This window comes from Teredinibacter haidensis, assembly GCF_014211975.1.
Taxonomy (GTDB): domain Bacteria; phylum Pseudomonadota; class Gammaproteobacteria; order Pseudomonadales; family Cellvibrionaceae; genus Teredinibacter; species Teredinibacter haidensis.
In genome coordinates this window covers 1,214,996-1,228,657 of the sequence record NZ_CP060084.1, presented here as the reverse complement: position 1 = coordinate 1,228,657, position 13,662 = coordinate 1,214,996, and the positions used below count along the sequence as shown (strand labels likewise).

10 protein-coding genes are annotated in these 13,662 nt (G+C 47.9%); 1 reads left to right on the top strand and 9 read right to left on the bottom strand.

What is annotated here, in order from left to right:
• Positions 1 to 124 precede the first annotated feature (124 nt).
• The 9 genes from sucD to sdhC form a co-directional block, all read right to left on the bottom strand.
• A complete protein-coding gene (sucD, locus tag H5715_RS04995) occupies positions 125 to 997 on the bottom strand; it encodes a succinate--CoA ligase subunit alpha (protein ID WP_075187921.1) in 873 nt (290 codons plus the stop codon).
• On the bottom strand, positions 997 to 2,163 hold the full coding sequence (gene sucC, locus H5715_RS04990; RefSeq protein WP_075187922.1) for an ADP-forming succinate--CoA ligase subunit beta: 1,167 nt from the start codon (positions 2,161 to 2,163) through the stop codon (positions 997 to 999). The genes sucD and sucC overlap by 1 nt, the downstream gene beginning before the upstream one ends.
• A gap of 128 nt (positions 2,164 to 2,291) precedes the next feature.
• Positions 2,292 to 3,746, bottom strand: a complete 1,455-nt coding sequence (gene lpdA, locus H5715_RS04985) for a dihydrolipoyl dehydrogenase (protein ID WP_075187923.1) — start codon at positions 3,744 to 3,746, stop codon at positions 2,292 to 2,294.
• A 94-nt stretch (positions 3,747 to 3,840) separates the two neighbouring features.
• The gene (odhB, locus tag H5715_RS04980; protein ID WP_075187924.1) at positions 3,841 to 5,049 is read right to left on the bottom strand and encodes a 2-oxoglutarate dehydrogenase complex dihydrolipoyllysine-residue succinyltransferase; all 1,209 of its coding nucleotides are present in this window, start codon (positions 5,047 to 5,049) and stop codon (positions 3,841 to 3,843) included.
• A gap of 43 nt (positions 5,050 to 5,092) precedes the next feature.
• Positions 5,093 to 7,930 carry a 2-oxoglutarate dehydrogenase E1 component gene (locus tag H5715_RS04975; RefSeq protein ID WP_075187925.1) on the bottom strand — a complete coding sequence of 946 codons (2,838 nt, stop codon included), beginning with the start codon at positions 7,928 to 7,930 and terminating at the stop codon, positions 5,093 to 5,095.
• Positions 7,931 to 8,187: 257 nt separating this feature from the next.
• Positions 8,188 to 8,892 carry a succinate dehydrogenase iron-sulfur subunit gene (locus H5715_RS04970; protein WP_075187926.1) on the bottom strand — a complete coding sequence of 235 codons (705 nt, stop codon included), beginning with the start codon at positions 8,890 to 8,892 and terminating at the stop codon, positions 8,188 to 8,190.
• A 17-nt stretch (positions 8,893 to 8,909) separates the two neighbouring features.
• On the bottom strand, positions 8,910 to 10,682 hold the full coding sequence (sdhA, locus tag H5715_RS04965) for a succinate dehydrogenase flavoprotein subunit (RefSeq protein ID WP_075187927.1): 1,773 nt from the start codon (positions 10,680 to 10,682) through the stop codon (positions 8,910 to 8,912).
• Positions 10,682 to 11,053, bottom strand: a complete 372-nt coding sequence (gene sdhD / locus H5715_RS04960; RefSeq protein ID WP_075187928.1) for a succinate dehydrogenase, hydrophobic membrane anchor protein — start codon at positions 11,051 to 11,053, stop codon at positions 10,682 to 10,684. Before sdhD ends, sdhA begins: the two co-directional genes overlap by 1 nt.
• Positions 11,047 to 11,421, bottom strand: a complete 375-nt coding sequence (gene sdhC / locus H5715_RS04955) for a succinate dehydrogenase, cytochrome b556 subunit (RefSeq protein ID WP_075187929.1) — start codon at positions 11,419 to 11,421, stop codon at positions 11,047 to 11,049. The genes sdhD and sdhC overlap by 7 nt, the downstream gene beginning before the upstream one ends.
• A gap of 837 nt (positions 11,422 to 12,258) precedes the next feature.
• On the opposite strand from sdhC, the gene gltA reads away from it, so the two are divergent.
• A complete protein-coding gene (gltA, locus tag H5715_RS04950) occupies positions 12,259 to 13,572 on the top strand; it encodes a citrate synthase (protein WP_075187930.1) in 1,314 nt (437 codons plus the stop codon).
• Positions 13,573 to 13,662: the final 90 nt, after the last annotated feature.

Sequence of the window (13,662 nt, the reverse complement as noted above, 5' to 3'; positions counted from 1 at the left end):
TTTAGTGCTAAGGCAACGAATGAAGCCTTTCAACTTGAACCCATGTGTTTCGAGCTTTCCTAGAAACTAAAAAGCCCCCACCTTTCAGTGGAGGCTTTTTGTCATAGCCAAGGATGAAACGAATTTACCAACCGGCAATTTCCTTCAAGCCATCACCAATTTGCGCGAGACTGCGAACGGTTTTAACACCAGCGCTTTCCAGCGCAGCGAACTTCTCGTCCGCCGTACCTTTACCGCCAGAAATAATGGCGCCAGCGTGGCCCATACGCTTACCAGCAGGCGCAGTTACACCCGCAATGTAAGAAACAACAGGCTTGGTGACATGCTCTTTTATGTATGCCGCCGCTTCTTCTTCCGCCGTTCCACCGATTTCACCAATCATAACGATGGCTTCGGTTTTTTCGTCTTTCTCGAACAGTTCGAGAATATCGATAAAGTTGGAACCCGGAATGGGGTCACCGCCAATACCGACACAGGTAGACTGACCAAAACCGTAATCGGTAGTCTGCTTAACAGCTTCGTAGGTTAAAGTACCAGAACGGGAAACAATACCGACTTTTCCAGGCAGGTGAATATGGCCTGGCATAATACCGATTTTACATTCTCCAGGCGTAATAACACCTGGGCAATTAGGGCCAATTAAACGTACACCTAGCTCATCACACTTCACTTTACACTCAAGCATATCCAGTGTTGGAATACCCTCGGTAATGCATACAATCAGCTTTACACCGCTGTTTGCGGCTTCGAGAATCGAATCTTTACAGAAAGGTGCTGGCACATAGATAACAGAGGCTTCAGCGCCAGTATCAGCTACTGCTTCAGCCATTGTATTAAACACAGGCAGATCCAAATGGGTTTGCCCCCCTTTCCCAGGCGTTACACCACCAACAATTTTGGTTCCGTATTCAATTGCCTGCTCGGAGTGAAACGTACCCTGAGCGCCGGTAAAACCTTGACAGAGAACCTTGGTATCTTTATTTATCAGAATACTCATTATTTGCCCTCCGCTGCTTTAACAGCTTGTTGTGCCGCATCGGTCAAACTGGTTGCAGCAATAATGTTCAAACCGCTGTCAGCCAGTACTTTTGCACCCAGCTCGGCATTATTGCCCTCAAGGCGACAAACTACGGGCACTTTCACGCCCACTTCTTCTACCGCACCTACAACGCCTTCGGCGATAAGGTCGCAACGAACTATCCCACCGAAGATGTTAATCAGAACGGCGGAGACGTTTTCATCGGAGAGAATAATTTTAAAGGCTTCAATCACTCGCTCTTTAGTTGCACCGCCACCGACATCGAGGAAGTTAGCTGGCTTTCCACCGTGTAGTTTTACAATATCCATGGTGCCCATGGCCAGACCTGCGCCATTCACCATGCAACCGATATTGCCATCGAGTGCAACGTAATTCAGTTCCCATTTAGCTGCATGCGCCTCGCGCTCGTCTTCCTGGGTAGGATCGTGCATTTCTTTTAACGCTGGCTGTCGGTACATGGCGTTGCCATCGATATTAATTTTTGCGTCGAGACAATGCAGGTCACCGTCGGTAGTAATAACCAGGGGGTTAATTTCCAGCAGGGCCAAGTCTTTGTCCTGAAACATTTTTGCCAAGCCCATAAAGATCTGGGTGAATTGCTTGATTTGCTTATCTTTCAAACCAAGCCTGAATGCCAGATCACGACCTTGATAAGGCTGGGCACCCGTCAATGGGTCGATAGTTGCCCTCAGGATTTTTTCTGGAGTCTCTTCTGCAACTTTTTCAATTTCAACACCGCCTTCAGTGGAAGCCATAAACACAATGCGGCGAGAAGAACGATCGACAACGGCACCTAAGTAGAGCTCCTGATCAATATCACTACAGGTCTCCACAAGAATACGGCTGACTGGCTGGCCGTTTTCATCAGTTTGATAGGTAACCAGGTTTTTACCCAACCATTGTTTGGCAAATTCTTCTGCTTCCGCTTTAGATTTAATCAGCTTTACACCACCGGCTTTACCGCGGCCACCGGCGTGAACCTGGGCCTTCACAACCCATTTGTCACCACCCAAAATATCGACGGCACTTGCCGCTTCGGCTGGCGTTTCTACGGCCATACCTTTAGAAACAGGCAATCCATATTCAGCAAAAAGCTGTTTGCCCTGATACTCATGTAAGTTCATTGTTACTTCCTATGTTTTCCAAACGCGCCCCACGGACTTGTATGGAAATGTTATGGAGGTCTCCAGCCAGTATTTAAGCTGGCCGGGGTTTTATGTAGGAAAGAGTTTTCCCTTTGCGCCTTTTATGTTTATTTGCGCTTCTTACGGTTGGGCATATGGATAGCATGCCCGTTAACGGCCAATGCAGCTTCCTTTACTGCCTCAGAGAAGGTCGGATGACCAAATACGGTCATACCAATATCTTCTGCAGTGGAGCCAAATTCCATAGCAATAGCGATTTGTTGCACTAAATCGGGCGCGCTTGGGCCTACAATATGGCAACCCAATATACGATCGGTGTCGGCGTGTGCGATAATTTTCACCATACCATCCGATTCATCAGCAGCTACCGCACGACCAATAGCCTGGAATGGGAAAGTTCCAATATTATAGGGCTCTCCATCGGCTTTAATTTGTTCTTCGGTGCGACCTACTGCAGCAATTTCCGGATGAGTGTAAATAACGTTAGGGATAATATCGTAATTCATTACAGTTTTCTGACCAGCGATACGCTCGGCAACCATTACACCCTCTTCGGAACCTTTGTGCGCAAGCATCGGGCCACGAACAACATCACCAATAGCCCAAACGCCCGGGGCACTGGTTGAACACAAGTCGTTAACATAAATAGAGCCACGCTCGTCGAGCTTTACATCACTTTCATCAGACAGTAAGCCATCTGTGAATGGCCGACGCCCGACACAAACAATTAACTTATCAAATATTTCTTTCGCATCTTTTCCGTCTTTATCGGTATAGGTAACAACAACTTCTTTTTTGCCCTTACTTTCGACGACTTCTGTGCCCGTTACGCGGCAACCGAGACGAATATCGAGATGCTGTTTCTTATAAATTTTCTGAGCTTCTTTAGAAATTTGCTGATCCATCATCGCCAGGAAAGATTCCATCGCTTCCAGCAACACAACTTTAGAGCCCAGACGACCCCACACACTGCCCAGCTCCAGGCCAATAACACCGGCGCCAATTACGCCTAATCGCTCTGGTACTTCCTGAAACTCTAGCGCGCCTGTTGAGTCTACGATGACATCGTTGTCAACGAGAGCAACTGGAATATTTACCGGAATGGAGCCAGACGCCAAAATGACGTTTTCTGCCTCCAGAATAGTTTCTTTATCTTCGAAATCGACGAACTGAACTTTACGGTTAGCCAACAGCTTGCCAGTACCATAGAGCGAATCTACTTTATTAGCTTTTAACAGGCCGGCTACACCACCGGCCATTTGCTTTACGATACGCTCTTTACGCTCGATCATCGATGGGACATCGATGGAGACATCACCAGTACCAATACCGTGTGAGCCAAATGACACTTTGGCCTCATGATATTTGTGTGAGCTATCGAGTAGAGCTTTGGATGGAATGCAACCTACGTTTAGACAAGTACCACCATTAACGCCCTTACCATCTTTACCTTTCCACTTTTCGATACAGGCTGTTTTCAATCCGAGTTGAGCTGCACGAATGGCGGCAACATAGCCGGCAGGACCAGAACCGATAACGATAACGTCGTATTTGTTAGACATAGGATAAACCCCAGAAAGTTGTGTATATGTGCAATCTAATTTGTTATGGCAGCAAGGCCAATCAAATGACTGGCCTTGCAAATAGGAAAATGATTTATAGTTCGAGCAGAATACGCGCAGGATCTTCAATCATATCCTTGATAGCCACCAGGAACTGAACGGCCTCTTTACCATCAATAATGCGATGGTCATATGACAGTGCGAGATACATCATTGGCAGAATTTTTACCTCGCCGTTTACGGCCATTGGGCGTTCCTGAATTTTATGCATTCCCAAAATCGCTGCCTGAGGTGGATTGAGAATGGGTGTAGACATCAGGGAACCGAATACACCACCATTGGTGATGGTAAAAGTGCCACCTTGCATTTCATCTATACCAATCTTGCCATCGCGACCACGGATACCGAAGTCTCGTACACCATTTTCCACTTCAGCAATACTCATGTTTTCACAATTACGCAGTACCGGAACAACAAGGCCTTTCTCTGTGGATACAGCAACACCGATATCCTGATAACCGTGGTATACAAAATCGTTTCCATCAATAGATGAATTGACTGCTGGGATACGACGCAAAGCCTCAACGGCCGCTTTTACAAAGAAGCCCATAAACCCAAGGCGAGTGCCGTTGTGAACTTTTTCAAAGCGGTCTTTGTACTGACGGCGAAGCTCCATTACCGGCGCCATATTCACTTCGTTGAAAGTAGTTAACATGGCCGTAGACTGGGTCGCCTCGAGCAAACGCTCAGCGATACGTGCACGCAAACGTGTCATAGGGACACGCTTCTCTACGCGATCACCCGTCATCTGCATAACCGGTTCTGGGCTTGCGGCTGCTTTAGCCTGCGCTGGAACAACTGCGGCCGGTTTTTCTTCTGTTGGCGCCGCTTTGCTGAAGTTAGCCACATCTTCCTTGGTTATTCGGCCGCCTTTGCCTGTACCACTTACATCTGCCAAGCTAATGCCGCGCTCGTCGGCCAGTTTTTTTGCTGCAGGGGCAGCGAGAATTTCACCCGCGTCAGCACTGCTATCAACCGAAGTGACATCGTCTGAAGCCGCTGCACCACCTTCACTAAAGATAGCAATCACTTCGTTACTGGTAACGACATCACCCTCTTCTTTCAAAATTTCTTTCAGTACTCCATCTGCAGGAGCCGGAACTTCCTGTACAACCTTGTCGGTTTCAATATCGACAATTACCTCGTCGCGCGAAAATGCTTCGCCGGGCTTCTTGTACCACGTTGCAATGGTGCCGTCCTGAACTGATTCAGGAAACGTCGGGACTTTGATTTCGTTACTCATTTTCAAATGTGTCCTTGTCGCTTATTAGCTAAAAAGTCGTTACTTATACACTGGTGTCCAGTGCTGCATTTACAAATTTGTTCAGTTCATCCAGGTGGGTCGACATATAGCCCGCAGCTGGAGCGGAAGAAGATTGCCGACCAACATAACGCAGGTAGGCATCTTCGTTAACTCGCTCAACCACTCGACGCATACGGTGCTGACTGGCATACCAGGCGCCTTGGTTCATCGGCTCTTCCTGACACCAGACAACATCGCAAAGATGAGCATATTGCTTAAGAGCAACACGCAGATCTTCTTCCGGAAAGGGATACAACTGTTCAATTCGAATTAATGCCACATCGTTCTGTTCAAGTTCTTCGCGCGCTTCGTATAGGTGGTAATACACTTTACCACTACACAGAATGACACGTTTTGCATCTTCACCAGACACTTTGTCATCACCAATAACGGATTGGAAAGTACCTTCTGCCAATTCCTCCAAAGATGAAGTCGCCAATTTATGGCGCAGAATCCACTTGGGGCTCATCACAACCAAAGGACGGCGCATCAAACGAATCGCCTGGCGCCGTATCATGTGGTAAACCTGCGCAGGTGTTGTAGGAATGCACACCTGAATATTGTGTTCAGCACACAGTTGCATGAAGCGTTCAAGACGAGCGGAAGAATGCTCTGGTCCCTGACCTTCGTAGCCGTGAGGCAAGAGCATCGTCAAACCACATAACCGCTGCCATTTGTGCTCACCACTGGTAATAAACTGGTCGATGACGACTTGCGCACCATTGGCGAAATCACCAAACTGGGCTTCCCAAATAACCAAACCACCCGGTTTGGTTGTTGCGTAACCATATTCAAATGCCAGCACAGCCTCTTCGGAAAGAAACGAATCGAAAATATCAAATACAGGCTGATCTTCCTTCACATTTTGCAGCGGGATATAACATTCACCATCTTTCTGGTTGTGAACAACAGCGTGGCGATGAGAGAAAGTACCGCGACCAACATCCTGCCCCGTAAGACGAACGCCGTAATCCTGCTTTAGCAAGGTTGCATAAGCCAAAGTTTCGGCCATACCCCAGTTAATAGGTAGCGCACCACCGGCCATCTTGCGGCGATCCTCATAAATCTTGGAGACCTGCCGCTGAACTTGAACACCATCGGGAATGTTGTTGATTTGCTCTGCTAGATCCTGCAGCTCTTTTATAGGGTAAGTACTATCGTAGGGGGTCTGCCAATCATGACCAATATAGGGTGACCAATCGACGAATAGGGATCTATCAGGCTCACTGACCAAGCCTCGCGCCACATGGTCACCGCGATCCAGTGCGGCACGGTAATCATCAGACATGCTTTGCGCTTCTTCTGCACTCAGTACACTCTCGTTGACCAACTGCTCAGCATAGAGCGTACGCGTTGTTTTCTGCGCTCGAATAGCTTTGTACATTACCGGCTGTGTCGCGGAGGGCTCATCAGTTTCGTTGTGACCGCGACGGCGATAACAGACTAAGTCAACAACCACATCTTTCCCAAATTCATTGCGATAATCGGCAGCCAGATTTGCTAGGTAAGCAACAGCTTCGGGATCATCACCATTAACGTGGAAAATCGGTGCTTCGATCATTTTTGCAACGTCGGTTGCATAGTCGGTAGACCGAGAGTCTTCTTTTCGGTTTGTGGTGAAGCCAACCTGATTATTGACAACCAGATGAATCGTACCGCCTGTTTTGTAAGCACGGGTTTGGGACATCTGAAAAGTTTCCATCACGACACCCTGACCAGCAAACGCCGCATCGCCGTGAATTACCAAAGGAACTACTTTATTTCCGCGAACATCATCGCGACGATCCTGGCGTGCACGCACAGAGCCCTCAACTACTGGAGCTACAATCTCCAGATGTGACGGGTTGAAAGCCAGGGCCAGATGCATTTCACCGCCTGGGGTCATCACATTCGAAGAAAACCCTTGGTGGTATTTCACATCACCGGAGGTGTCCACCAATTTCTTCCCTTCGAACTCCTCGAATAGTTCCACCGGATTCTTACCCAACACGTTTACCAATGTATTGAGTCGGCCTCTATGAGCCATACCGATAACCATTTCCTTGGCTCCGTATCCACCACAGCGATTGATCAAAGTATCCAGCAAAGGAATTAAGCTTTCTGCGCCTTCCAGGCCAAAGCGTTTGGTACCCGGATACTTACTGTCCAGGTGGCGCTCCAAACCTTCCGCTGCGGTCAAACGACGCAACAGATTGAGTTTGGTTTTTTCGCCAAAATCCGGACAGGAACGACTACTTTCAAGCCGTTGCAGCAACCAGCGACGCTCTTCGTAGTTGGTAATGTGCATGACCTCTGCACCAATCGTATGGCAGTAGGTCTTATCCAAATCGGCAATAATGTCTTTTAAAGAGGCCTCATTATAGCCAAATGACAGATCCCCAGTTTGAAATACGGAATCCAAATCAGCGGTATTTAAACCGTGAAAATCCAAACTCAGATCGTGAGGTGTTCTAACATCGCGCAGTTTTAGTGGGTCAAGCTGCGCCTTCTGATGCCCGCTCAAACGGTAAGCATTAACTAACTGAACAACCTCAACCTGCTTTCGTTCGTGCGCAATATTTGCAGCGCCCTCCCCGGGAGCTACCATCGGACGAGCACGATTACGGCCTAGCAATTCGAAATATTCGATAATCTCGGAATGGCGAACGTCAGCACCAGTACCACCGTTAACGGTAGGTAGTTTTTCAAAGTACTCGCGCCACTGCTCTGGGACGGAGTTTGGATCCTTCAGAAACGACTCGTAAACGTCTTCCACATATGCAGCATTACTGCCGGATATATGGCCCGTTTGCCAAAGTGCCTCCATTAAACTGTCATGCATGGTTTACTCACCGCTTTCAGGGATTTGCTCAAGCATGCTGGGCTGAAGCAAATAAATACTCAAATTAAGGCTTTCTAATCAACCGATTGGTAATTTTTTATGTGCTTCACCAATCCTGCTAATCAGTATAGAAAATCTTACTGCTCTTATCGAAGAAACCGGAGCAACGCACTACGCAAAGCTCCGGCAACTAAATATGTCGGTTCAGCTTCAGTACCGATACTTACATCATCAGTACGCTGAAACTGCTCCGTCGATTAAGTTCCTCGATGTAATAACATGCTACGAATATGGCCAATTGCTCGTGTAGGATTCAAACCCTTAGGGCAAACATCCACACAGTTTTGTATGCCGTGACAACGGAAAACACTGAACGGATCATCCAGCTTTGCCAGCCGTTCGTCCGTAGCTGTATCGCGACTATCGGCCAGGAATCTATAGGCCTGCAACAAGCCTGCAGGGCCAATAAACTTATCTGGATTCCACCAGAATGATGGGCAACTGGTTGAACAGCAGGCACAGAGAATACACTCGTACAAACCGTCCAGCTTTTCACGTTCTTCTGGAGACTGCAAACGTTCAATCGCTGGCGCAGGCGTATCGTTCTGCAGATAAGGGTCTACCTTGAGAAACTGTGCGTAGAACTGGCTCATATCAATAACCAGATCACGCACCACCGGTAGGCCAGGTAAAGGTCTCAACACTAACTTATTATTCTTAACGCAATCGGAAAGAGGTGTTACACAAGCCAGACCATTTTTACCGGCAATATTCAGCCCGTCCGAACCGCAAACACCTTCCCTGCAAGATCGACGAAAGGCCAACGCAGGGTCTTGAGCTTTCAATAATTCAAGAACATCCAACACCATAAGGTCTTTACCCTGGACATCAAGCTCATAGGCTTTCATATAGGGCTCTTTGTCCGTTTCGGGATTGTAGCGATAAACTTCAACTTTCAGCATTTTATGAGCACCCTGTTTTAGTAGGTACGAACTTTGGGTTCGAAGGCTTCCATCGTTTTCGGAGCGAAATTCACATCACGCTTGCCTACGCGCTTTTCGCCAGGAAAATACATCGAGTGGCACAACCAGTTCTTGTCGTCGCGATCCTGGAAGTCTTCCCGGGCATGGGCACCACGAGATTCCTTGCGTTCTTCTGCGGCAATCGCAGTAGCTTCAGCGACTTCAAACAGGTTCTGAATTTCCAGTGCTTCGATACGGGCAGTATTAAAGGTGCTGCTCTTATCAGCCAACGTTACATTTTCGACACGCTCCCGCAGTGCTGCAAGTTTCTGTATCCCTTCCTGCATAAACTCACCTTTGCGGAATACGCCGAAGTGGTTCTGCATAATGTTCTGTAACTCAGTGCGCAGAACAGAAGCATTCTCACCACCCGAGCTGGCATTGACTTTATTCAGGCGAGCCGTTGCAACTTCCAAGTCCGACTCTGTTGGATCACGTAATTCAATACCCTCACGCAACGCTTTTTCGATATACAGACCCGAGGCGCGACCAAACACAACGAGATCCAGTAGGGAATTCCCGCCCAAACGGTTAGCGCCATGAACTGACACACAGGCCACCTCACCACAAGCATAAAAACCCTCAACGACTTCGTCGTCACCCTTTGCGTTCTGGGTAAGCGCCTGACCATTAACATTGGTAGGAATACCACCCATCATATAGTGACAGGTTGGTACAACCGGTATGGGGTCTTTAATGGGGTCGGCGTGCGCAAAGGTACGGGACAATTCCAAAATACCTGGCAAACGCTGGTTCAAGGTATCGGCACCCAGATGATCCAACTTCAAAAACACATGATCGCCATTTTCACCACAGCCTCGACCACCCAGAATTTCAAGTACCATAGAACGTGCCACAACATCGCGACCAGCGAGATCTTTGGCGTTTGGCGCATAACGCTCCATAAAGCGCTCGCCATCTTTATTCACCAGATAACCACCCTCTCCGCGGCAACCTTCAGTCACCAACACACCGGCACCGTGAATGCCCGTTGGGTGGAACTGCCACATTTCAATATCCTGAACAGGGAAGCCACTACGTAGCGCCATACCAAGACCGTCTCCGGTATTAATATGAGCATTGGTTGTCGAGGCATACATACGGCCTGCACCGCCGGTCGCCAGCACCGTCGCTTTCGACTTAATGTAGACCACTTCACCATCTTCCATATTGATAGCAATAACACCACAAACAGCGCCATCCTGGTTTTTCACCAGATCTACAGCGAACCATTCATTCAGGAATACGGTGTTATTTTTAACATTGCCTTGGTAGAGCGCATGCAAAAGCGCATGACCGGTTCTGTCTGCCGCAGCACAGGTTCGTGCGGCTTGGCCACCGCGACCAAAGTCTTTTGATTGCCCACCGAAAGGACGCTGGTATATACGGCCATTGTCGGTACGGGAAAACGGCAGGCCCATATGTTCTAACTCAAACACCACTTCCGGGCCAACAGAACACATATATTCAATAGCATCTTGATCACCTATATAGTCCGACCCTTTAACGGTATCGTACATATGCCAGCGCCAGTTGTCCTCTGGGTCTGCACTGCCAATTGCGCAGGTAATACCGCCTTGAGCGGAAACCGTGTGAGAACGCGTTGGAAATACTTTTGTTACCACCGCTGTCTTAAATCCGGACTGAGCCATCTGCAATGCCGCGCGCATACCTGCACCGCCACCACCGACAACAATACCGTCGAATGAAATCGTTCGGATGTTAGCCATTAATTAAACCCCCACAAAATCTCAACGCCCCACACTAGGAAAGTAATACTAACCAGCGCATAGATTAGTAACGCCAGCATACGCAAAACCAATGCAGATTCGCCCATCATTCGCGTAGTCACATAATCGGTCAACACACCCCACAAGCCAATCCAACCATGCGCAATGGTACAGATCAGTGCCAGCAGGCTGAACACCCGCATCCACAACTGACCGTAAAGACCAGACCACTCTTCATAGCTCATACCCGGATGAGCAACGATAAAACCAACAACTAATAAGGTGTAAGTCGCTAGAACCAATGCACTGAAGCGCTGTACCAACCAGTCGTAGAGGCCGCTTCGCCCCCAGCTTGTAACCGCCGTTACCATACCCATACCCCCGCACAAATAATTAGTACAATCGCAAAAAACAATGCGAGTTTGGCTCCCAGCCTGCCACCCTTGAGGCTCTCACCAACACCCACATCCATAATCAGGTGTCTAACACCTGCGCAGAAATGGTAGGCCAGAGCCGCCAAAACACCCCAGAGCACTAATTTTGCCCAGAGCGTAGCGAGTAGATCAGCAAGCTGATTGTAGGATTCTTCTGAGGACAGACTCATATCAAGCATCAGTAGCAGTACAATAACCCCTGCCAGCAAAACCACACCAGACACACGGTGTAAGATTGAAACTATTGCCGTAACAGGAAACTTGATAGTTGAGAGATCCAGATTAACAGGTCTGTTATTTTTCACAGTCGCGTCGCACCTTGTTTACCGGGTTTGTATAAAATTCATTTAACCAATCTCGTTCTTTCTGGCATTAATTGACACCTATTTGATCTCTACCCAAAGAACGACTCATGGCTCTTTCTTTTCGCGCTCAATATGCATACCTTTGTAAGCTCTAGACTCTATAAACTCACTGCATCAAGAACCAGATTACAAAAAAACCACCACCACAGAGTACGGTAAATGAATCAGGTTTGCTGGATGTGTTAGGGAAGGCGGTATTAACGAAAAACGCGCCATAACCTCATGCGCGAATGCGCCATCGGAAACGCACGAAATTATAATAATGCGACAGTAAAATTACAATTGTTTATAAGTACTTAGGCTACATTATTCAACTAAAGAGCAAGTTGCCGCGCACCACTTTGGACTACAGGCTAATATTTTCACCATAAAAGCTCACAACGATCGAAAATCAACCATCCCTATTTCCATTAAAGCATGTTTTTTTGATTCTGCTCAGCGCAAGACTACACTTATGCAGGCAAAATTCACTATAATCGTGACCCTTGGCGGAGGCCGGTTTCGATAAAGAGGATTTATTACGCCTACTATTTGACCAATATCGGTGCCCAACCTGTATGCACCGCCATTTAACGGTAGCCATAGACTAATGTCGGCTACTGCAAATTACCTCAGTTGCAATATACTGATCATAATTGAAAAAAAGCGATTGGTTCGTTTTGTTGCCAAACTCGCACATCATGTGCCTGCGGTTCATGCAGCTACACAATTTCAATATAAGAATGTGTTCTTGTTCATTTGAGTGAGAATGCACGTTTTGTTACACAGGAGTCCAAAATGACTGATAAAAAAGCCAGCCTAAAGATTGATAACTTGGATGAACCCATTGAACTGCCAGTATACGCCGGCACCATTGGTCCAGATGTTATCGATGTTAGAGCCCTAACAGGAAAAGGCTATTTCACATACGACCCCGGCTTTGTTTCAACCGCTTCCTGCGAATCCAAAATTACCTATATCGACGGCGACAAGGGCATTCTGCTACACCGCGGCTACCCTATTGAAACACTCGCAAAACAGTCCGACTATCTGGAAACCTGCTATTTACTGCTCCACGGAGAACTTCCGTCGCAAAGCGAATACGATGAATTCGTTAACATTGTGACCAACCACACCATGGTTCACGAGTCTATTTCCCGCTTTTTCCGCGGTTTCCATTATGACTCCCACCCCATGGCCATGATGTGCGGTATTGTCGGTGCACTGTCAGCTTTCTATCACGACTCGCTCGACATCAATAACGCCCGCCATCGAATTATTTCTGCCCACCGCCTAATTGCAAAAGTACCTACCTTAGCTGCCATGTGTTACAAACACTCGCAGGGTCAGCCGTTTATGTACCCGAATAACAATCTGGGCTATGCCGAAAACTTCCTGCATATGATGTTTGGTTCGCCGTGCAATGACCCAGACGTAAACCCCGTTATTGCGCGCGCCATGGATCGCATATTCCTGCTGCATGCTGACCACGAGCAAAACGCCTCCACTTCCACCGTACGCTTGGCTGGCTCATCCGGTGCCAACCCGTTTGCCTGTATTGCTGCTGGTATTGCAACCCTTTGGGGGCCTGCTCACGGCGGTGCAAACGAAGCCGTACTGAATATGCTAGAAGAGATTGGCGACGAGAAAAACATCGATAAATTTGTTGCTCGCGCCAAAGACAAGGACGATCCCTTCCGCTTAATGGGTTTTGGCCACCGCGTATACAAAAACTTCGATCCACGTGCAAAGGTGATGAAAGAGACCTGCGACGAAGTACTGGCTGAACTAGGACTGGAAGATGATCCTCTCCTGAAAATCGCTAAACGCCTAGAAACCATTGCCTTGGAAGACGAATACTTCGTAGAGAAAAAACTCTATCCGAATGTCGACTTTTACTCCGGTATCATTATGAAAGCGATTGGCATTCCAACCGATATGTTTACTGTCATTTTCGCGACTGGCCGCACCATTGGCTGGATTGCGCACTGGCATGAAATGATTACCGACGGCTACAAAATTGGTCGCCCTCGGCAGTTATACACCGGCTCTCCTTCACGCGACTTCCCCGTTCGCGAAGGTCGCATAGACGCCAATCCGTCCATATTCTAAGACTTCCTGTTTTGGAGCAAAGGCCGCCAGCTAAAGCTCGCGGCCTTTTTTATAGGCTCGACGCCCCCTCCTTCCAAAACTTCTTATTCA